At 73.1% G+C, this 20,954-nt stretch carries 17 protein-coding genes; 13 read left to right on the top strand and 4 right to left on the bottom strand.

The window, feature by feature from the left end; genetic code table 11:
- Positions 1-49: 49 nt before the first annotated feature.
- Positions 50-1,489, bottom strand: coding sequence for an MFS transporter (locus ND486_RS18750; protein WP_251785527.1), 1,440 nt, complete (start codon positions 1,487-1,489; stop codon positions 50-52).
- 325 nt (positions 1,490-1,814) lie between these two features.
- On the opposite strand from ND486_RS18750, the gene ND486_RS18745 reads away from it, so the two are divergent.
- The 10 genes from ND486_RS18745 to ND486_RS18700 all read left to right on the top strand — a co-directional run bounded on the left by ND486_RS18745 (position 1,815) and on the right by ND486_RS18700 (position 13,900).
- Positions 1,815-2,168, top strand: coding sequence for a bifunctional 3-phenylpropionate/cinnamic acid dioxygenase ferredoxin subunit (locus ND486_RS18745; RefSeq protein ID WP_251785526.1), 354 nt, complete (start codon positions 1,815-1,817; stop codon positions 2,166-2,168).
- The gene (locus ND486_RS18740; RefSeq protein ID WP_251785525.1) at positions 2,168-3,337 is read left to right on the top strand and encodes an NAD(P)/FAD-dependent oxidoreductase; all 1,170 of its coding nucleotides are present in this window, start codon (positions 2,168-2,170) and stop codon (positions 3,335-3,337) included. The genes ND486_RS18745 and ND486_RS18740 overlap by 1 nt, the downstream gene beginning before the upstream one ends.
- Positions 3,338-3,507: 170 nt before the next feature.
- Positions 3,508-4,812, top strand: a complete 1,305-nt coding sequence (gene glyA / locus ND486_RS18735) for a serine hydroxymethyltransferase (protein WP_251785524.1) — start codon at positions 3,508-3,510, stop codon at positions 4,810-4,812.
- The gene (locus ND486_RS18730) at positions 4,809-6,065 is read left to right on the top strand and encodes a sarcosine oxidase subunit beta family protein (RefSeq protein ID WP_251785523.1); all 1,257 of its coding nucleotides are present in this window, start codon (positions 4,809-4,811) and stop codon (positions 6,063-6,065) included. The genes glyA and ND486_RS18730 overlap by 4 nt, the downstream gene beginning before the upstream one ends.
- Positions 6,066-6,082: 17 nt before the next feature.
- A complete protein-coding gene (locus ND486_RS18725) occupies positions 6,083-6,373 on the top strand; it encodes a sarcosine oxidase subunit delta (RefSeq protein ID WP_251785522.1) in 291 nt (96 codons plus the stop codon).
- Positions 6,370-9,156: a 2Fe-2S iron-sulfur cluster-binding protein gene (locus ND486_RS18720; RefSeq protein ID WP_251785521.1), complete on the top strand. Its 2,787-nt coding sequence runs from the start codon at positions 6,370-6,372 to the stop codon at positions 9,154-9,156. The genes ND486_RS18725 and ND486_RS18720 overlap by 4 nt, the downstream gene beginning before the upstream one ends.
- Positions 9,146-9,805, top strand: a complete 660-nt coding sequence (locus tag ND486_RS18715) for a sarcosine oxidase subunit gamma (protein ID WP_251785520.1) — start codon at positions 9,146-9,148, stop codon at positions 9,803-9,805. The genes ND486_RS18720 and ND486_RS18715 overlap by 11 nt, the downstream gene beginning before the upstream one ends.
- A 32-nt stretch (positions 9,806-9,837) precedes the next feature.
- Positions 9,838-12,309: an FAD-dependent oxidoreductase gene (locus tag ND486_RS18710; protein WP_251785519.1), complete on the top strand. Its 2,472-nt coding sequence runs from the start codon at positions 9,838-9,840 to the stop codon at positions 12,307-12,309.
- 89 nt (positions 12,310-12,398) lie between these two features.
- Positions 12,399-13,019: a cyclodeaminase/cyclohydrolase family protein gene (locus ND486_RS18705; protein ID WP_251785518.1), complete on the top strand. Its 621-nt coding sequence runs from the start codon at positions 12,399-12,401 to the stop codon at positions 13,017-13,019.
- Positions 13,016-13,900 carry a bifunctional 5,10-methylenetetrahydrofolate dehydrogenase/5,10-methenyltetrahydrofolate cyclohydrolase gene (locus ND486_RS18700; RefSeq protein WP_251785517.1) on the top strand — a complete coding sequence of 295 codons (885 nt, stop codon included), beginning with the start codon at positions 13,016-13,018 and terminating at the stop codon, positions 13,898-13,900. The genes ND486_RS18705 and ND486_RS18700 overlap by 4 nt, the downstream gene beginning before the upstream one ends.
- A gap of 7 nt (positions 13,901-13,907) precedes the next feature.
- Here ND486_RS18700 and ND486_RS18695 read toward each other — a convergent pair whose 3' ends face one another.
- The gene (locus ND486_RS18695) at positions 13,908-14,573 is read right to left on the bottom strand and encodes a GntR family transcriptional regulator (RefSeq protein ID WP_208825059.1); all 666 of its coding nucleotides are present in this window, start codon (positions 14,571-14,573) and stop codon (positions 13,908-13,910) included.
- Between the two features lie 138 nt (positions 14,574-14,711).
- Between ND486_RS18695 and purU the strand changes: the two genes are divergently transcribed.
- Positions 14,712-15,560 (top strand): formyltetrahydrofolate deformylase, encoded by an 849-nt coding sequence (purU, locus tag ND486_RS18690; protein WP_251785516.1) that lies wholly within the window; start codon positions 14,712-14,714, stop codon positions 15,558-15,560.
- 68 nt (positions 15,561-15,628) lie between these two features.
- On the opposite strand, the gene ND486_RS18685 is transcribed toward purU, so the two are convergent.
- Complete coding sequence (locus ND486_RS18685; protein WP_251785515.1) at positions 15,629-16,057, bottom strand: MarR family transcriptional regulator; 429 nt, start codon at positions 16,055-16,057, stop codon at positions 15,629-15,631.
- Between the two features lie 103 nt (positions 16,058-16,160).
- Between ND486_RS18685 and ND486_RS18680 the strand changes: the two genes are divergently transcribed.
- Positions 16,161-17,069: an alpha/beta hydrolase gene (locus ND486_RS18680; protein ID WP_251785514.1), complete on the top strand. Its 909-nt coding sequence runs from the start codon at positions 16,161-16,163 to the stop codon at positions 17,067-17,069.
- Between the two features lie 91 nt (positions 17,070-17,160).
- Here the strand turns inward: ND486_RS18680 and ND486_RS18675 are convergent, their stop codons facing one another.
- The gene (locus ND486_RS18675) at positions 17,161-18,309 is read right to left on the bottom strand and encodes an aromatic ring-hydroxylating dioxygenase subunit alpha (protein WP_251785513.1); all 1,149 of its coding nucleotides are present in this window, start codon (positions 18,307-18,309) and stop codon (positions 17,161-17,163) included.
- Between the two features lie 732 nt (positions 18,310-19,041).
- Here ND486_RS18675 and ND486_RS18670 point away from each other — a divergent pair.
- Positions 19,042-20,877, top strand: a complete 1,836-nt coding sequence (locus tag ND486_RS18670) for a BCCT family transporter (protein ID WP_251785512.1) — start codon at positions 19,042-19,044, stop codon at positions 20,875-20,877.
- The last annotated feature ends 77 nt before the right edge of the window (positions 20,878-20,954 follow it).

Raw genomic sequence — 20,954 nt, 5'->3', positions numbered from 1 at the left:
TGATATATCAATCATGCCAAGAGGGGTGCGGCGGTCGATCCGCGGCGGGTCAGTGCGTGTGGTCGTAGGGCTGCTCGAGCGGCACGCCCTCGGGCGACATCGGCGGCGCGGGCAGGTCCGCGCTGGAGGTCAGCGGGGCGGCCCCGGCCAGCGGGCGGCCCGCGGTCTCGGGCAGGAACACCACGCCGACCACGCCGACGAGGCCGGCGGCGACGAGGACGTACCCGGGCCAGTCGAGGTTGCCGGTGGCGGTCACGGCGGTCTCGATCAGCGTCGGCGCGGTGCCCGCGAACAGCGACACCGACAGGTTGAACACCACGCCCAGGCCGCCGTAGCGGACCATCGTCGGGAACTGCGCGGGGAGTGTCGACGGCAGCACCGCGGCGAAGCCGACCAGCACCGTGGCCATCAGCAGCAGGCCCACGAACTGGCCGATCATGCCGTCGCGCATCAGCCAGACCGCGGGCAGCCCGACCCCCACCAGGGTCAGGCTCGTGACCATCAGGACCGGCTTGCGGCCGACCCGGTCGCTGAGCCTGCCCACCGCGGTGATCACGCAGAGCATGCCCAGCATGACCGCGACGAGCATGGCGCCGGTGGCGGCCCCCGAGGCGCCGTGCTGGCCGTGCCGGGGGAGCGTCCCGGTCAGGTAGGTGGGCATGTAGTTGGTCAGTACGTAGTTGGTGACGTTCCAGGCGATCACCAGCGCCGCGGTCACCAGGGCCGGTGCCCGGTAGCGGCGGACCAGGATCTGCATCGCCCGCCGGTAGGGCATCGTCGCGAGTGCGGGGGAGCGCTCCATCAGCTGCCGGAACGCCGGGGTGTCCTCCAGGCGCATCCGCAGGTAGATGCCGGCTATCCCCAGGGGGAGGGCGAGCAGGAACGGGATCCGCCAGCCCCAGGCGAGCAGGTCCTCCTCGGGCAGCACCGCGACGAGCGCGCCGCAGACACCGGCGCCGAGGGTGTAGCCGGTGATCGTGCCGAACTCCAGCCAGCTGCCGAAGAACCCGCGACGGCGGTCGGGCGCGTACTCCGCGACCAGGGTCAGTGCGCCGGTGTACTCCCCGCCCGCGGAGAAGCCCTGCAGCATCCGGATCAGCAGGACCAGCAGCGGTGCGGCGATCCCGGCCGTCTCGTAGGAGGGCACGAAGCCCAGCGCGAGCGTCGCGACGGTCATCAGCAGGACGGTGAAGGCGAGCACCCGGGTGCGGCCGATGCGGTCCCCGAGCGGCCCGAACACGAACCCGCCGAGCGGCCGGACGACGAACGCGGCCGCGAACGTGGCGAGGGTCAGCACCAGCGACCACTCGCCGGCCTCCGGGAAGAAGACCCGGTTCAGCACCACCGCGGAGAGGAAGGAGAAGAGGCCGAAGTCGTACCACTCGGCGACGTTGCCGACCGAGGCCGCCGCGGCCGCCCGCCGGACCGTGCGCTCCTCCTCGACCGCGACCGGGCCGCGGCGTCGGGGCCTGCGCGGTCCGTCGGTCATGGGAGGTCTCCTCGGATCGATCGGCCGCGCCGCGGCAGCCGTGCCGACGTGGCGTTGCAGTATCGCCACACCATCATTCTCGCGGCCATGGTGTCACGTGTCCACGAGTGATATATCTTTCGTCGACGGGCGGCCCGGAGTGTGCCGGTGCCGGTTCTCGGGGCCTTTCGGTCACTGGGGACAGCCGCTCACATTTCCACGTCGTGACGCCGATGCCCGCTCCGGGCCGGTCGAGAAATCGCTCGTTGACGGCTGCGACCTGCGGCCTCACCATACGGTTGCGCATGGCATGGCGGGTTTCGCGATAGGCAACAGTGGAGGAAGCATGATCTTCGTGGGCGAGCTGTCCGACATCCCCGTCGGGGAGTCCGTTCGTGTCCAGGGGACGGTGCCCATCGCCGTCTTCAACGTCGACGGCGATCTGTACGCCATCGACGACACGTGCACCCACCAGGACGCCTCGCTGTCCGACGGATGGCTCGAGGACTGTGCGGTGGAGTGCCCGCTGCACGCGGCCTGCTTCGACCTGCGGACCGGGATGCCGAGCGGCCCGCCGGCGAAGACCCCCGTCCGCACGCACCAGGTGGTGGTCGCCGACGGTGTGGTCCACGTCGTCGAGTCGGTGCCCGCCTCCGGTGCCGCGACCGGCGCCCGTCCCGGCGTCGAGGCCGGCACCTGATGCGCGACGTCACGGTCGTCGGCGCCTCGCTCGCCGGCCTCGCGACCGCGCGCGCCCTGCGCGCGCAGGGCTTCACCGGGACGATCACGGTCGTCGGCGACGAGAAGCACGCCCCCTACGACCGCCCTCCGCTGTCCAAGGAGTTCCTCGCCGGGACCTCCGACGAGGACGCCATCGCCCTGACCGAGGACGACGACGCCGCCCTCGACGTGGTCTGGCGCCTCGGCCGCACCGCATTCGCCCTCGACGGTCCGACCCGGACCGTCACCCTCGACGACGGCTCGACCCTCTCGGCCGACGCCGTCGTCCTCGCCACGGGTGCCCGCGCCCGGAACCTCCCGGGTGAGCTGCCCGGCGGGGTGCACACCCTGCGCACCCTGGACGACGCCCGCGCCCTGCGCGCCGACCTCGCCCCGGGCCGGCGGCTGGTGGTGATCGGTGCCGGGTTCGTCGGGGCCGAGGTCGCCTCGACCGCCCACGGCCTCGGGCTGGACGTCACGATCGTCGAGGCGGCCCCGGTGCCGCTGCAGCGGGCCCTCGGGCCCGAGATGGGCACCGCCTGCGGCCGCCTGCACGCCGCCGCCGGGGTGCCGCTGCACCTCGGCACCGGCGTGGCCCGGCTCGTCGGCTCGCCCCGGGTCACCGGGGTCGAGCTCACCGACGGCCGCGAGCTGCCCGCCGACGTGGTCGTGGTGGGGATCGGCGCGATCCCGAACGTCGAGTGGCTCGACGGCTCCGGCCTGGAGCTCGACGACGGTGTCGTCACCGACGCCGCGGGCCGCACCGGCCTGCCCGGGATCGTGGCGGTGGGGGACTGTGCCAGCACCCACCGCGACTACACCGGCTCCCGGCTGCGCCTGGAGCACTGGACCAACGCGCTGCAGCAACCGGCGGTCGCGGCCGCGGCGCTGCTCGGGACCGAGCACTCGCTGCCGGCCCACCACGCGGTGCCCTACTTCTGGTCCGACCAGTACGGGCACAACATCCAGTTCGCCGGGCACCGGGCCGCGGACGGCTCGGTCCGGATCGACGACGGGGACCCCGAGGCCGACGGCGGGTTCCTCGCCGTGTTCCTCGACGCCGCGGGGGAGGCCGTCGGCGTGCTCGGCGTCGACCGTCCCCGGCCCTTCGGGCGGATGCGGCGGGAGCTGGCGAAACGGCTCGCCTGACCCGGTACGTCACCTGCGGCGCAGGTCCTCGCGAGGACCTGCGCCGCAGGCGTGTCCGGACCCGCTCGCACGCACCTCGATCAGCCTCTTGACCTGCCGGGAGTGCCGTGCGACGCTGAGCGCAGGCAGTTGATATATCAGTCCGCTGGAGAAGATATCTGGAGGTGCCCATGACGACGTTCGCCGTGGATCGGGGTCCGTCGAACGGTGCGACGCGGGTCCTCGACGGGACGCTCGCCGAGACCGACCCGGAGGTGCACGCGGCCGTCGCCGCCGAGCTGGGTCGCCAGCGCGGCACCCTGGAGATGATCGCCAGCGAGAACTTCGCCCCGCTGGCCGTCATGCAGGCACAGGGCTCGGTCCTCACCAACAAGTACGCCGAGGGCTACCCCGGCCGCCGCTACTACGGCGGCTGCGAGCACGTCGACGTCATCGAGCAGCTCGCCATCGACCGCGTGAAGGCGCTGTTCGGCGCCGACTACGCCAACGTCCAGCCGCACTCCGGCGCGCAGGCCAACGCCGCCGCGATGGCCGCGCTGCTGAACCCCGGCGACACCATCCTGGGCCTGGACCTGGCCCACGGCGGGCACCTCACCCACGGGATGCGGCTCAACTTCTCCGGCCGCCTCTACGACGTCGCCGCCTACCACGTCTCCGCCGAGGACCACCGCGTCGACATGGCCGAGGTGGAGCGCCTGGCCCGGGAGCGCCGGCCCAAGCTGATCATCGCCGGCTGGTCGGCCTACCCGCGGCAGCTCGACTTCGCGGAGTTCCGGCGGATCGCCGACGCGGTCGGCGCCTACCTGATGGTCGACATGGCGCACTTCGCGGGGCTCGTCGCGACCGGGCTGCACCCGTCGCCGGTGCCGTACGCCGACATCGTCACCAGCACCACCCACAAGACGCTCGGCGGCCCGCGCGGCGGCATCATCCTGGCCCGCGCCGAGCACGCCAAGAAGCTCAACTCGCAGGTCTTCCCCGGCCAGCAGGGCGGCCCGCTCGAGCACGTGATCGCGGCCAAGGCCGTCGCGTTCAAGCTCGCCGGCGAGCCCGCGTTCGCCGAGCGGCAGCAGCGCACGCTGGAGGGCGCCCGGATCGTCGCCGAGCGGCTGGTGACCGAGCCCGGCGTCGGCGTGGTCTCCGGCGGCACCGACGTCCACCTGGTCCTGGTCGACCTGCGCGACTCCGAGCTCGACGGCAAGCAGGCCGAGGACCGGCTGCACCGGGTCGGCATCACCGTCAACCGCAACGCCGTCCCGTTCGACCCGCGTCCGCCGATGGTGAGCTCCGGGGTCCGGATCGGGACCCCCGCCCTGGCGGCCCGCGGCTTCGGTGCCGAGGACTTCACCGAGGTCGCCGACATCATCGCCCGCGCCCTGCGCCCCGCCGCGGGCGACGCCGAGCTCGACGAGCTGGCCGCCCGCGTCACCGTCCTCGCCGACCGCCACCCCCTCTACCCGGAGCTGACGGCATGAGCACCCAGAACACGCCTCCCAGCGCGCACCTGCCCGAGCACCCCGACGCCCTGTGGCGCAACCCCGAGCCGAAGCGCTCCTACGACGTGGTCATCGTCGGCGGCGGCGGGCACGGTCTGGCCACCGCGCACTACCTGGTGAAGAACCACGGGATCACCAACGTGGCGGTGCTGGAGAAGGGGTGGCTCGCCGGCGGCAACATGGCCCGCAACACCACGCTGATCCGCTCCAACTACCTGTGGGACGAGTCGGCCTTCATCTACGAGCACGCGCTCACGCTCTGGGAGGGGCTGGAGGAGGACCTGGGCTACCCGATCCTGTTCTCCCAGCGCGGCGTGCTGAACCTGGCCCACACCGAGCAGGACGTGCGCGACTCGGTCCGCCGGGTCGAGGCGAACCGGCTCAACGGGATCGACGCCGAGTACCTCGGCCCCGACGACGTCGCGAAGATCTGCCCGATCGTCAACGTCTCGCACGACATCCGCTACCCGGTGCTGGGGGCGACCTACCAGCCCCGCGCCGGCATCGCCAAGCACGACTACGTGGCCTGGGGCTTCGCCCGCCGCGCCGACTCCGCCGGGGTCGACCTGATCCAGGACTGCGAGGTGCTGGACTTCCTCACCGAGGGCTCGGTGGACGACGGCACCGCGCGGGTCACCGGGATCAGCACCAGCCGGGGCGACATCGCCTGCGGGCAGGTCGCGCTCTGCGCGGCCGGGCACACCTCGACCCTGCTCGACCGGCTCGGGGTGGACACCCCGCTGCAGTCGCACCCGCTGCAGGCGCTCGTCTCCGAGCTGCTGGAGCCGGTGCACCCGACGATCGTCATGTCGAACGCGGTGCACGTCTACGTCTCCCAGGCGCACAAGGGCGAGCTCGTGCTGGGCGCCGGCGTCGACTCCTACAACGGCTACGGCCAGCGCGGTGCCTTCCACATCATCGAGCGCCAGATGGCCGCCGCGGTCGAGCTGTTCCCGGTGTTCGCGCGGGCGCACCTGCTGCGCAGCTGGGCGGGCATCGTCGACGTCACCCCGGACGCGTCGCCGATCGTCGGGCGCACGCCGTACTCCAACGTGCTGGTCAACTCCGGGTGGGGGACCGGCGGCTTCAAGGTGACGCCCGGGCTGGGCTGGTGCCTGGCCCACACCATCGCCACCGACGAGCTGCACCCGCACATCGCCCCGTTCTCCCTCGACCGGTTCGTCACCGGCGCGCTCGTGGACGAGCACGGCGCCGCCGGCGTCGCCCACTGACCTCAGGAGCCACCACCGTGCAACTCATCGACTGCCCCTGGTGCGGCCCCCGCGAGGAGGTCGAGTTCCACTACGGCGGCCAGGCCCACGTCGAGTACCCGGCCGCGCCGGCCGAGCTCGACGACGAGCAGTGGGCGCACTACGTGTTCTTCCGGGACAACCCGAAGGGCCCGTTCGCCGAGCGCTGGAGCCACTCCGCCGGCTGCCGCCGCTGGTTCAACGCCGTCCGTGACACCCACACCTACCGGTTCCTCGCCGTCTACCCGATGGGCGAGGCCCGGCCGCAGATCCCGGGGGCCCGAGCATGACCCGCGTCGACGGTTACGGTCGCATCGACCGGACCCGCACCCTGAACTTCGTCTTCGACGGCGAGCACTACTCCGGGCACCCGGGCGACACCCTGGCCTCGGCGCTGCTCGCACACGGCGTGCGCGTGCTCGGCGGGTCGGTCAAGCTCGGCCGCCCGCGCGGGATCGGCGGGGCCTGGACCGAGGACCCGGTCGGCCTCGTGCAGATCGAGGAGCCGTTCCCCGAGCCGATGCTGCAGGCCGCCACCGTCGAGCTCCACGACGGCCTGGTCGCCCGCGGCCTGAACGGGCAGGGCCGGCTCGCGACGGTCCCCGACACCGCGCGGTACGACCGTCGCCACGCCCACTGCGACACCCTGGTGATCGGCGCCGGCCCGGCCGGGCTGCTCGCCGCGCGCACCGCGGCCCGCCGCGGCGACCGCGTGGTGCTCGTCGACGACCGTCCCGAGGCCGGTGGCGCGCTCGTCCCGACCGATCGGATCGACGGGCGCGCCGCGCACCGCTGGGTCGCCGACGTCGTCGCCGAGCTCGCGGAGAACCCCGAGGTGCTGCACCTGCAGCGCACCACCGCCTTCGGCCACTACGACGACGGGTTCGTCCTCGCCCTGCAGCGGCGCACCGACCACCTCGGCGCCGCCGCCCCGCAGCACCGGTCCCGCCAGCGGGTGCACCGCATCCGCGCCGGGAAGGTCGTCGTCGCGGCCGGTGCGATCGAGCGCCCCGTGGTGTTCGCCGACAACGACCGGCCGGGCGTCATGCTCGCCTCCGCGGCGCGGGAGTACCTGCACCGCTACGGCGTGCTCGCCGGCCGCGAGGTCGTCGTGTTCACCACCGACGACGCCGCCTACCTCGCCGCCGCCGACCTGGCCGGGGCCGGGGCACGCGTCACCCTCGTCGACGCCCGCGCCGAGCTGCCCGCCGAGCGGGCCCGTGCCTGCACCGAGGCCGGGGTGACCGTGAAGGCGGACGCCACCGTCGTCGGCTCCGACGGCGACGCCGCGGGCCGGGTGTCCGCCGCGCACGTCGCGACCGGCGACGGCACCGAGGTGCTGGCCTGCGACCTGCTGCTGGTCTCCGGTGGCTGGACGCCCACCGCGCACCTGTTCAGCCACGTGCGCGGACAGCTCGTGTACGACGCCGGCCTGGGCGCGTTCTGCCCCGGTGCCGCGATCGCGGGTACCGAGGTCATCGGCGCCGCGAACGGCACACTCGACCTGGCGGGCTGCCTGTCCGAGGGCGCGGGCGGCGACGCCCCGAGCTCCGCCCCGGAGCCGGCGCGCACGCCCGGCCTGGTGCTGTGGCGCACCGCGGGGGACTCCTCGCGCCAGTTCGTCGACATCCAGCGGGACGCGACCGTCGCCGACATCGAGCGGGCCGTCGGCGCCGGGCTCCGCTCGGTGGAGCACGTGAAGCGCTACACCACCATCGGCACCGCCCACGACCAGGGCAAGACCTCCGGCACCATCGCCTCCGGGATCACCGCCGAGCTGCTGGGCCGCCCGGCGGGCGACCTCGGGACCACCACGTTCCGCCCGCCCTACACCCCGGTCTCGTTCGCCGCGCTCGCCGGCCGCGAGCGCGGGCAGCTGTTCGACCCGGTCCGCACCACCGCGGTGCACCCGTGGCACGTCGCGCACGGCGCGGTGTTCGAGGACGTCGGCCAGTGGAAGCGGCCCCGCCACTTCCCGCAGGCCGGCGAGGACATGGACACCGCCGTGCTGCGCGAGTGCGCCGCCGCCCGCCGCGACGTCGCGATCATGGACGGCTCCACGCTCGGCAAGATCGACGTGCAGGGCCCGGACGCGGGGGAGTTCCTCGACCTCGTCTACACGAACCTGATGAGCAGCCTGAAGGTCGGCCGTGTCCGCTACGGCGTCATGTGCGGCAACGACGGCATGGTCACCGACGACGGCACCGTGCTGCGCATCGCCGAGGACCGGTTCCTGCTCACCACGACCACCGGCGGCGCGGCCCCGGTGCTCGACCACCTCGAGGACTGGCGCCAGACCGAGGTGGGGCACCTGAAGGTGAACCTGACCTCGGTCACCGAGCACTGGGCCGTGTTCCCGGTCGTCGGGCCCCGCTCGCGTGAGGTGATCTCGGCGGTCTTCCGCGACGTCGACGCCTCCGCCGAGGCGTTCGAGTTCATGACCTGGCGCGACACCGAGCTCGACGGGGTGCCGGTCCGGCTGGCCCGGATCTCCTTCTCCGGGGAGCTGGCCTTCGAGGTCAACGTCGACGCCCGGTACGGCCTGGCCGTCTGGGAGCGGCTGATCGCCGCCGGTGAGCCGTACGGCATCACCCCCTACGGCACCGAGACGATGCACGTACTCCGCGCCGAGAAGGGCTACCCGATCGTCGGGCAGGACACCGACGGCACCGTCTCCCCGCACGACCTGGGGATGAGCTGGGCGGTCTCGAAGAAGAAGGCCGACTTCGTCGGCAAGCGCTCCTTCGCCCGCGCCTCCAACACCGACCCGATGCGCAAGCACCTGGTCGGGCTGCTCCCCACCGACCGCGGCACCCGGCTGCCCGAGGGGGCGCAGATCGTCGAGTTCTCGCCCGACGGCACCCTGCCCCCGCCGCCGGTCCCGATGCTCGGCCACGTCACCTCCAGCTACCTGTCCGCGGAGCTGGAGCGGCCGTTCGCCCTGGCCCTGCTCAAGGGCGGCCGCGACCGCATCGGCGACGTCGTGCACGTCCCGCACCAGGGGGCGCTGGTCCCGGTCGAGATCACCGGACCCGTCCTCGTCGACCCGGAAGGAGCCCGCCGTGACGGCTGAGCCGATCCCCGCGCTGTCCACCACCCACCCGCTCGACGTGCACGCCCCGGCGCTCGCCGCGCTGTCCCGGGACACCGCGGGCGCGCTGTCGGTGCAGGTGCTCGACGTCGCGCAGTCGGTGACCCTGCGTCTCGACCCGGCGGGCCCGGCCCGCGCCGGCGTCGACGCCGCGCTCGGGACCGCGCTGCCGACCGGTGCGAACACCTGGGTGGCCGCCGGTGACGGCGAGGCGATCTGGCTCGGCCCCGACGAGTGGCTGGTCACCAGCCACTCCGGCGACGCCGCGGTGGGCGAGGCGGCGCTGCGCGCGCTCGTCGCCGGGGAGGCGGGCGGCGCCGCCGTCGACACCTCCGCCCAGCGGGTCGTGCTGCGGATCGGTGGGCGCCTGGCCCGCGAGCTGCTGTCCTTCGGCTGCTCGCTGGACCTGCACCCGCGTTCGTTCCCGGCCGGACGCAGCGCCCAGACGCTGCTCGGCGGGGCCGGGGTGATCCTGCTGGCCCGCGACGCCGCCGCCGACGCCGACGGGGGAGCGGTCCTCGACGTGCACGTCCGCAGCTCGTTCGCCGGCCACCTCGCCGACTGGCTGCTCGACGCGGCCCAGGAGTTCCGCGACGACCCCGCCGCCGCCTCACCGGCCCTCGCCGGCTGACCCGCCCGACGACCACCGAGAAGGAGACCACCATGACCCCCCGTGTCGTCATCATCGGAGCCGGGATCGTCGGGGCGAACCTGGCCGACGAGCTCACCACCCGCGGCTGGACCGACGTCACCGTCCTGGACCAGGGGCCGCTGCCGCTGACCGGCGGTTCCACCTCGCACGCCCCCGGCCTGGTCTTCCAGACCACCGGGTCGAAGACCATGACCGCGTTCGCGACCTACACCGTCGAGAAGCTGAAGAGCCTGGACGTCGACGGCGGCTGGTGCTTCAACCAGGTCGGCGGCCTGGAGGTCGCGACCACTCCGGAGCGGCTCGCCGACCTGCACCGCAAGCAGGGCTGGGCGGTCTCCCGCGGGGTCCCGGCGTCGGTCGTGGACGCCGCCGAGTGCGCGCGGCTGCACCCGCTGCTCGACGCCGACCAGGTGCTCGGCGGTCTGCACACCCCGACCGACGGTCTCGCGAAGGCGGCCCGCGCGGTCGTCGCGCTGGCCCGGCGCGCCGAGTCCCGCGGCGCGGTGTTCCGCGGCTCGGTGCGCGTCACCGGCATCGCGCAGTCCGGCGGCCGGGTCACCGGCGTCGAGACCGCCGACGGCGAGACCGTCCCCGCCGACATCGTCGTGTCCTGCGCCGGGTTCTGGGGCCGCGAGCTCGGAAAGCTCGTCGGGATGCGGGTGCCGCTGCTGCCACTGGCCCACCAGTACGCCCGCACCACCCAGGTCGAGCAGCTCGTCGGCCGCAACGACGAGCTGATCGAGGCGCGGCTGCCGATCCTGCGCCACCAGGACGCCGACCTCTACTACCGCGAGCACAACGACTGCATCGGCATCGGCTCCTACGCCCACCGCCCGATGCCGGTGTCGATCTCCGAGCTGCCCGAGGTCGGCGACGGAGAGGTCGGCGAGCGCACCCAGCCCTCGATGCTGCCCTTCACCTCCGACGACTTCGCGCTGCAGTGGGAGCAGAGCACGCAGCTGCTGCCCGGCCTGCAGCGCTCGAAGATCGAGCACGGCTTCAACGGGGTCTTCTCCTTCACCCCCGACGGCGGCCCGCTGATCGGCGAGTCCGCCGACGTCGCCGGCTTCTGGATCGCCGAGGCCGTGTGGGTCACCCACTCCTCGGGCGTGGCCCGCTCGGTCGCGCAGCTGCTCGTCGAGGGCCGCAGCGAGCTCGACCTGCACGGCTGCGACGTGCACCGCTTCGACGAGATCGAGACCACCGACGCCTACGTCGACGAGACCTCGCAGCAGAACTTCGTCGAGATTTACGACGTGCTGCACCCGCTGCAGCCCAAGCTGTCCCCGCGCGACCTGCGGACCAGCCCGTTCGTGGACCGCCAGCGTGAGCTCGGGGCGTTCTTCCTGGAGTCGCACGCCTGGGAGCGCCCGCACTGGTACGAGGCCAACGCCGCGCTGGCGAAGGACATGCCGGCCCAGTGGCGTGCCCCGTCCCGCGACGCGTGGTCGGCGATGTTCCACTCGCCGGTCGTCGCGGTCGAGGCGTGGAAGACCCGCACCGCCGTCGCGATGTACGACATGACCCCGCTGAAGCGCCTGGAGGTGTCCGGACCGGGTGCGTGCGCGTTCCTGGAGCGCCTGACCACCGGCAAGATGGACAAGTCGGTCGGCGCGGTCACCTACACGCTGATGCTCGACGAGGCCGGCGGCGTCCGCAGCGACCTCACCGTCGCCCGGCTGGGCGAGCAGCTGTTCCAGGTCGGTGCGAACTCCCACCTCGACCTGGACCACCTGCGCCGCGCGCTGCCCGACGACCACTCGGTGGTCGTCCGCGACATCACCGGGGGGACCTGCTGCATCGGCGTCTGGGGCCCGCTGGCCCGCGACCTGGTGCAGCCGCTGTCGGGCGACGACTTCTCCCACGAGGGGCTGAAGTACTTCCGCGCGATGTCCGCGCACATCGCCGGTATCCCGGTGACGGCGATGCGCCTGTCCTACGTCGGTGAGCTCGGCTGGGAGATCTACACCAGCGCCGAGTACGGCCGGAAGCTGTGGGACGTGCTGTACGAGGCCGGGCGCCCGCTCGGCGTCGTCGCCGCCGGGCGTGCGGCGTTCAACAGCCTGCGGCTGGAGAAGGGCTACCGCTCCTGGGGTGCCGACGTCTCGACCGAGCACAACCCCTACGAGGCCGGGCTCGGCTTCGCCGTCCGCCCGCACACCAAGGGCGACTTCGTGGGCCGCGAGGCCGTCGAGAAGATCGACCCGGACGCCGTCACCCGCAGGCTGACCTGCCTCACGATCGACGACGGCCGCAGCGTCGTCCTCGGTCACGAGGCCGTCCTCGTCGACGGACAGCCCGCCGGCTACGTCACCTCCGCGGCGTACGCCTACACCCTGGGCACCCCGATCGCCTACGCCTGGCTGCCCGCCGGGCTGCCGGTCGGGGGAGCGGTCGAGATCAAGTACTTCGACCGCCGGATCCGCGCCTCGGTCGCGGCCGAGCCGCTGTTCGACCCGGAGATGAGCCGCATCCGGCGCTGACCCGCACGACCCGGGGCCCGGCCCACCCGCCGGGCCCCGGGCCCCGACGTGCCACCCCGCCCGTCGCACCGCCGCACGGAAGGACCCCCATGCGTTCCGACACCCTCGACCGGTTCCTCTGGGACCTGGCCGCCCGCGTCCCCGCCCCCGGGGGCGGCGCGACGGCCGGCCTGCACCTCGCCCAGGCCGCCGCCCTGCTCGGCATGGTCGCCCGCTACACCGACGGCGAGCGTTACGCCGAGCACGCCGACGCCGTCCTCGACATCCGCAACCGGGCCGACGCGCTGCGCATCACCGGCCTCGGACTCGCCGAGGACGACGCCCGCGCGTTCGGTGCGGTCGGCGCGGCCTACGCACTCCCGCGCGACACCGAGGAGGCGAAGCGGGTCCGCACCGCGGCGATCGCCGCCGCACTGGTCGAGGCGGGACGGATCCCGGCGCAGGTCATCCGCGCCGCGGAGCAGGTGGTCGACCTCGCCGAGCGGCTGCGGCCGATCGGCAACCCCAACGTGATCAGCGACGTGGGAGCGGCGGCCGACGCCGCACGGGCCGCGGCCAGCACCGCCCGGCTCAACGTCGAGATCAACCTGGCGGGCCTCACCGACCCGCCGGCGCGCAGCGAGCTGTCCGCGGCACTGACCGGCGTCGACGACCTGCTGCGCCGGGCCGACAAGGTGACCGACGACGTACGGGAGCAGATCCGCCGATGACCCCGCAGGCCCCCACCCCGCCGCCCCCCCACCCCGACCACGTCGTGCTCGACGGCACCGCGCGCGCCCGCGAGCTGCGCCAGGGCGTGCACGCCGAGGCCGCCGCGCTCACCCTGCTCGGCGTCGCACCGCGGCTGGCCGTCGTCGTCGCCACCGCCGACGAGGGCGCCGGCTGGTACGTCCGCTCGCTGTCCGGCGCCGCCCGCCGGGTCGGCGTCGAGTGCGAGGTCGTCGACCTCGGCCCGGACGCCGCGCCCGAGCTCATCGGCGCCACCCTGGCCCGCCTGAGCAGCGACGACACCGTGCACGGCATCATCCTGCAGACCCCGCTGCCCGACGGAGCGCGGGTCGAGGAGCTGGCCGCGTCGATCGTCCCGGAGAAGGACGTCGACGGCGCCAACCCGCTGTCCGCGGGCCGGCTCGCCGCGGGCCTGCCGGCCTACCCGCCGGCCACCGCGGCCGCGGTGCTCGAGCTGCTCGACCACCACGGCGTCGAGCTGGCCGGGCGCAGCGCGGTCGTCGTCGGGCGCTCGCTGGTCGTCGGCAAGCCGACCGCCCAGCTGCTGCTGCAGCGCGACGCGACGGTCGGGATCTGCCACCGCCACACCAAGGACCTCGCCGAGCACACCCGCACCGCGGACGTGCTGGTCGTCGCGGTCGGGCGGATCGGGCTGATCCGCGCCGAGCACGTCGCCGACGGCGCGGTCGTGGTCGACGTCGGTACCAACACCGCGCCCGACGGCAGCCTGGTCGGCGACGTCGACGCGGTCGACGTCGCGCGGAGGCCGGGGGCGCTCACGCCGGTGCCCGGTGGTGTCGGTCCGGTGACCACGGCGCTGCTGCTGGCGCACACCGTCCGCTCGGCGCGCGCCCACGTCTGAGCCCCGCTCAGACGACCTGGCGGACCGCTTTCTCGAACCCGATGACGTGCGCGCGGGCCCGTTCGGCCGCCTCGTCGGCCTGCTGTCCCGCGATGGCCCGCAGCAGCCCCGAGTGCTCGCCGACGTGCTGGTCGAAGTCGGTCATCCGGTCCAGGAACAGGCAGAAGATCCGGGTCGCCAGGTTGTCGTAGCGGATCAGGGTGTCCTCGAGGTGCGGGTTGGCCGCCGCGGAGTAGATCGTCCGGTGCACGTGCAGGTCCCAGCGCATCAGCTCGTCGCGGTCCAGTGTGCGCACGTCGATCCGGTCGATCGTGTCGGCGAGCTCGGCGAGGTCGGCCCGGGTCGCGGGGCCGGAGTACTCGGCGGCACGGCGCGCGGCGAGCGGCTCGAGCTGCACACGGATCTCGGAGATGTAGGCGAGGTCGGTGATGTCGACGCCGGTCGCGAACGTCCCGCGGCGCGGGTAGGAGACGACCAGCCGGTCGATCTCGAGCCGCTTGAGCGCCTCCCGGACGGGGGTGCGACCGACCTCGAGGGACTTCGCGAGGGCGACGTCGTCGATGGCCGTCATCGGCGGGATGTCGAGCATGATCAGCCGATCCCGGATCACCGTGTACGCCTTGTCGGCGAGGGACGTGTACTCCGGCTCGGCGTCGTCGGGAAGAGCGGTCACCGTCGCATGTTAACGCGACATGTGTGGTTAACAGTCCTCGGACGGGCCCACACCTCTTGACTGAGACTGATATATCAATGCACTATCTACAGCGTGCCGCGGTCTCCGCGGACCGCGTCCGACCGAGGAGAGGCCGCCGTGTCCCGTTCCTTCATCCTGACCCTGGACTGCCCGAACCGCACCGGCATCGTGCGGGCGGTCAGCGCGTTCCTGTTCGAGCACGGCTGCGACATCGGTGAGTACCAGCAGTTCGACGACCCGCTGCGCGGCCGCCTCTACCTGCGCACCCAGGTCGGCGCGGAGCAGGACGTGGACCTCGACGCCGTCAGCCGCGACTTCGAGGCCGTCGCGGCGGAGTTCGGCATGAGCTTCACCTTCACCGACGGCGTCCCCGCCCGGATCCTGGTGATGGTCTCCAAGCTCGGCCACTGCCTCAACGACCTCATCTTCCGCTGGCGGGCCGGCAGTCTCGGCGCCGACATCGTCGCCGTCGTGTCCAACCACTCCGACCTGCGCCCGATGGCCGAGGCGGCGGGGCTGCCGTTCGTGCACGTCCCGGTGACCGCGGAGACCAAGCCCGAGGCCGAGGCGCGGCTGCTGTCGCTCGTCGACGAGTTCGACGCCGAGCTGGTGGTGCTCGCCCGCTACATGCAGGTGCTCTCCGACGAGACCTGCAAGGCCCTCGAGGGCCGGGCGATCAACATCCACCACTCGTTCCTGCCCGGTTTCAAGGGCGCCCGCCCCTACCACCAGGCCTACGAGCGCGGCGTCAAGCAGGTCGGCGCCACCGCCCACTACGTCACCCCGGACCTGGACGAGGGCCCGATCATCGAGCAGGAGGTGATCCGGATCGACCACTCCTACGACCCGAAGGCCCTGCAGATGGTCGGCCGCGACGCCGAGGCGCTCGCCCTGTCCCGTGCGGTCCGCTGGCACTGCGAGCGACGGGTGCTGCTGACCGGCGGCAGCACGGTCGTCTTCCGGTAACGCCGCTCCCGGCCTCCACGGCCCCGTCCCCGCACCGCGGGGGCGGGGCCGTCCGCGTCCCGCCAGGGTCAGTGCCCCGGGGTGTCGGCGTCGAGCAGCGCCCGCAGGATCCGTCGCAGGGCCGCGCGGTCCTGCCCGTCGATCCGGTCGGTCATCCGTGCGAACTCCGCGGCGAGGGCGTCCAGCGCGGTGCTGAGCACGGCGCGGCCCTGCTCGGTGACGGCGAGCCGGTGCCGGCGCAGGTCCGCGTCGTCGATCTCGCGCCGCACCAGGCCCGCGTCGACCAGCGTGCGCAGGTACTGCGTCACGCTGGCCTTCGGCAGCATCAGCCGCTGCGCCAGTTCGGCCGGGTAGTGGCTCGTGTCGATCTCGTCGAGGACGAAGAACTCCTTCGTGCCGAGCCCGAGTCGCTCCAGCTCCGGGGTCGCCGCGTGCAGGACCCGGGTGAGCAGCCGGTGGTTCAGCTTCCACAGCTCGGCGGCGTCCGTCGACGGCACAGTGCTCTCCCCAGGTGGTACGGTTTCGAACTGGTTCAATATCGAACTTATTGTGGTCTCGTACGTCGTGCGAGACGCCCGAACCTACCCGGAGGTCGCCCGGATGCCCCGTCCCCTCGTGATCCCGGCCGGCCCCGTCGACCTCGCGGGTGCGCTGTACCTCCCCGAGGGGTTCGATCCGGCGGGCTCCCACGCCGCGGTCGTGCTCTGCGGCCCGGGCAGCAGCGTCAAGGAACAGATCGCCGCCGGCTACGCCGCGCGGCTGGCGTCCGCCGGGTTCGTCGCACTCGCGTTCGATCCGGCCCATCAGGGCGCCAGCGGCGGCGAGCCCCGCGACCTGGAGGACCCCTACCGGCGCAGTGCTGACGTCTCCTGCGCCGTCGACGCACTGAGCGTCGTCGCGGGGGTCGATCCGGCGCGGATCGGGGCGCTCGGGATCTGCGCCGGTGGCGGCTACGCCGTCCACACCGCCCGGACCGACCACCGCATCGCGGCGCTGGGCACCGTGGTCGCGGTGGACATCGGCGCCGCGCGGCGGCGCGGCGGCGCCGACGGTGCCGCACTCGACGACCTCGCCTCCGCGCGGGTCGCGGAGGTCGCCGCGGGGGAGCCCGAGCGCGTGCCGTGGCTCCCCGACACCGTGGAGGACGCGGCGACGGCCGGGATCACCGACCCCGACACGCTGCAGGCGGTCACCTACTACCGCACGTCCCGCGGGCACCACGGCCGGTCCACCAACCGTCGCCTGCGCCGCAGTGACCCCCTGCTGATCGGGTTCGACGCCTTCGGCCTGGTCGACCTGCTGCTCACCTGCCCGCTGCAGGTGGTGGTGGCCGGTCGCCGGGGGAGCACCGGGCAGTACGAGGACGGCGAGCGGTTGGCGCGGCTCGCCCCGAATGCGGAGGACGTGGTCGTGGTGGAGGGCGCGGGCCACTACGAGATGTACGACGTGCCGGAGTACGTGGACCGGGCCGTCGCGGCGCTCGTCGGGTTCTTCCGCCGCCACCTCTGACCCCGCGTCCCCGGCCCGGCCCCGGACACGCGACCGCCCCGCGCCGGCGGGCCGGGCGGGGCGGTCGTGGTGGTGCGGGACGGAGCGGGGATCAGCCCACCCGGTCGCGCACCCAGTCGTGGAACTCGCCGATGTGGTGCTCGCTGGGCACGAGCACGCCGCCCTTCTCGTAGGAGCGCGAGTCCATCGCGAGCTGACAGCGCTCGCAGGCGTCGAAGTCCTGGACGTTGACCCGGTGGAACAGCTCCACCGAGCGGTCGATGTCGGCGCCGGAGTCGACGACCTCGGGCAGGTAGAGCCAGTCGCAGACGACCAGGGTCCGCTCGGCGGTCAGCGGGAACATGCGGTGGAACACCACGTGGTCGGGGACCAGGTTGATGAACACCGACGGCCGCACGGTGATGGCGTAGTAGCGGCGGTCCTGCTCCTGCGCGACGCCCGGGATGCGGGTGAGCCCCTCCGAGCCGTCGACGGTGAACCCCTTGATCTCCTCGCCGAACTCCGCACCGTGCCCGACGAAGTACTGGGCGGCGAGGCCGTCGGCGAACTCGGGCAGCACCTCGGTGAGCTCGGGGTGGATCGTCGCGCAGTGGTAGCACTCCATGAAGTTCTCGACGATCTGCTTCCAGTTCGCCTTGACGTCGTAGGAGATGCGCCGGCCGAGCTTCAGGTTCTCGACGTCGTAGCCGACGATCGCGTCCGGCGAGCCGAGCCGGGTGGTGACGTCACCGATCACCGTCTCGGTGAACGAGGGCGGCTCCTCGGCCAGGCTCAGCCAGACGTAGCCCAGCCACTCGCGGACGTGCACGGTGTGCAGGCCGTACTCGACCTTGTCGACGTCGGGCATCGAGCTGAGGTTCGGCGCCGCGATGAGCTTGCCGTCCAGGCCGTAGGTCCAGGCGTGGTACGGACACTGGAAGGAGCGCTTGACCTCGCCCTTCTCCTCCGTGCACAGCCGCGCGCCGCGGTGCCGGCAGACGTTGAGGTAGGCCCGCACGGAGTTGTCCCTGGCCCGCGTGACGATCACGCTCTCCCGTCCGATCTGGACGGTCTCGAACGCGCCGGGCTTGTCCAGGTCCGCGGCCAGCACCGCGCAGAACCACGTCTTGTGGAAGATGTTGTCCTGCTCGGCCCGGAAGATCGCGGGGTCGGTGTAGTAGTGGCCGGCGAGGGTCTCTCGCAGGCTGTCCGGGAGGCTCTGCCCCTCGGTGGCGGGGGTCGACAACTCACCGGTCGTCATGGCGGTACTCCTCGTGGGCGACGGTCGGGTGTGCGGCTGCGGGGCGGGGTGCGGGGTCGGGTGCCGTCGACGGGTGGGCCTCCGGCGGGCCGAGCTCGGGATCGCGACGGCGTCGGGGTGTTACGGAGGCCGGCGCCGCGGGACCGGGGGTCCACGCGACGGCCGGGCGCCGGAGGCGACCGGCGTGCGGTCACGGTGGAAGCGTTGCGGCACAGCGGATCACCTCCTGCAGTGGGATTCCGACGCGATGACGGCGGCGATCGGGGCCGCGGAAACTCACGAGAAACACGGGAAACTGTTGCGTAACAAGCAACGAGTCGCTCAATGCGCACCACGATGGGAGCGCGTCTCCCGGGTCGGTGTCAAGGGGTCGCGGTAGTGGTGTTCGTGCAGGCCCGGGGTGTGGGCCGGTCGTCCCGGGTGGGGCGACGGAACTGCTGGGGGCACGGTGGCGACTCCGGTGTCGGCGGGCTCCGAGCGGCCGGTGGGGTCTTGACCGCCGCTTCGGGACCATCATAACGTGCACAGATATATTAATCGAGTATCTGATGGGGAGCAGGTGAGGCCGGGCGCGGTCCCGGCCGGCCGCCGCCCCTCCGGCGCCGCCTGCGCGGCCGGGAGGGACCCGCCCCCGCACCCGTCGCGCCGGCGATCCCGGCCGCGGGACCGCACGACCCACGGAGCGGCGCACGGACCGCACTTCCCCCGCACCCGGACAGAGGTGGAGACGTCATGACGCAAGTCGATCCCCGGTCGTGTACCGAGGACCCCGGAGCGCCCCCGGAGCGCCCCCGCACGGACTGGACGGTCTTCGGGATCGGCGCCGCGCTGGCGCTGCTGTTCGTCGTCTGGGGGGTCGCGGCGCCGGAGAACCTGCGTACGACCGCGTCCGGGATGATCGAGGCCCTGATGCGCGGGGGCGGCTGGGGCTTCATCCTCGCCGCGACCGCCTTCGTCGCGTTCGCGCTGTTCCTGGCCTTCAGCCGCTTCGGGCGCATCAAGCTCGGCGCCGACGACGAGGAGCCCGAGTTCCGCACGGTCTCCTGGATCGCGATGATGTTCTCCGCCGGCATGGGCATCGGGCTGATGTTCTTCGGGGTCACCGAGCCGCTGACCTTCTTCCGTTCCCCGCCGCCCGGGTCCGCCGCGCCGGCGACGACCGAGGCGATGCAGGTCGCGATGGCGACGTCGCTGTTCCACTGGACGCTGCACCCGTGGGCGATCTACGCCGTCGTCGGCCTCGCCATCGCCTACTCCACCTTCCGCCGGGGCCGGCGGCAGCTGATCAGCCAGGCGTTCGTCCCGCTGATCGGGCAGAAGGCCGCCGACGGGGCGATCGGCAGGGCGATCGACATCCTCGCGATCTTCGCGACGCTGTTCGGCTCGGCCGCGTCCCTCGGTCTGGGCGCGTTCCAGATCGGCGGCGGCATGCAGACCGTCGGCTGGGTCGAGGGGGTGCCGGGGGCCGGCGTGCTCGCCGCGATCATCGTCGTGCTGACCGCGGCGTTCATCCTGTCCGCGGTGTCGGGCGTCGCCAAGGGCATCCAGTGGCTGTCCAACACCAACATGGTGCTGGCCGGGGCGCTGGCGCTGTTCGTGTTCGTCGTCGGCCCGACGGTGATCATCCTGGACCTGGTGCCGACCGCGCTGGGCGCCTACTTCGCGCAGTTCTTCGAGATGGTCGGGCGCACCGAGGCCGTCGGCGGCGAGCCGATGCTCGAGTGGCTGTCGAGCTGGACCGTCTTCTACTGGGCGTGGTGGATCTCGTGGACGCCGTTCGTCGGCATGTTCCTGGCGCGGATCTCGCGCGGGCGCACCATCCGTGAGTTCGTCGGCGGCGTCATCCTCGCGCCGAGCCTGGTCTCGCTGGTCTGGTTCTGCATCTTCGGCGGCGCCGCCGTCGAGCAGGCCCAGCAGGGTGCGCAGTTCTCCGACGACTCCAACGTCCAGCTCTTCCAGATGCTCGACGCCTACCCGTGGGCCACGGCCACCGGCCTGCTCGTGATGGTCCTGGTGGCGATCTTCTTCGTGTCCGGCGCCGACGCCGCGTCGATCGTGATGGGCACGCTGTCCCAGCGCGGCACCATCGAGCCGAGCAGGTGGGTCGTGGTCTTCTGGGGTGCCGCGATGGGCGCGGTCGCGGTGCTGATGCTGGTCACCGGGGGTGAGGACGCCCTGTCGGGCATCCAGAACCTGACGATCCTGGTCGCCGCGCCGTTCGTGGTGATCATGGTGCTGCTGTGCCTGGCGCTGCACCGCGACGTGCGCCGGGACAAGGTCATCCTGCGCGCCGAGAAGAGCGCCGAGGTGATGGAGCAGGCCGTCGAGTGGGCGACCGACAACCACGGCGACGACTTCTACGTGAAGGTCGGGTCCTTCGCGAAGGACGACTCCGGTGAGCCCGCCTCCCCGGACGGCACCCACCCCGCCGCGACCGCCGCCGCGTCGGCCGACGGGGCGGGGGACCGGGCCGAGCCCGTCCCGGTCGCCGTCGTCGACCCCCTCGCCCCGGTCGACCGGCCCGACGACGACCGGCCCGCCCCGGTCGGCACCGCCGACCGGCACTGAGTCCGGCACCGAGTCCGGCACCCGGCCGGGTGCGCGCCACGAGCGCGTGCCCGGCCGGTCCGGCGCCGGGGCCGCCG

Source organism: Pseudonocardia sp. DR1-2, from assembly GCF_023717215.1.
In the GTDB taxonomy this organism is placed as follows: Bacteria; Actinomycetota; Actinomycetes; order Mycobacteriales; family Pseudonocardiaceae; genus Pseudonocardia; species Pseudonocardia alni.
Note: the sequence above shows the minus strand (reverse complement) of the source record. Positions and strands in the feature narration are given on the sequence as shown.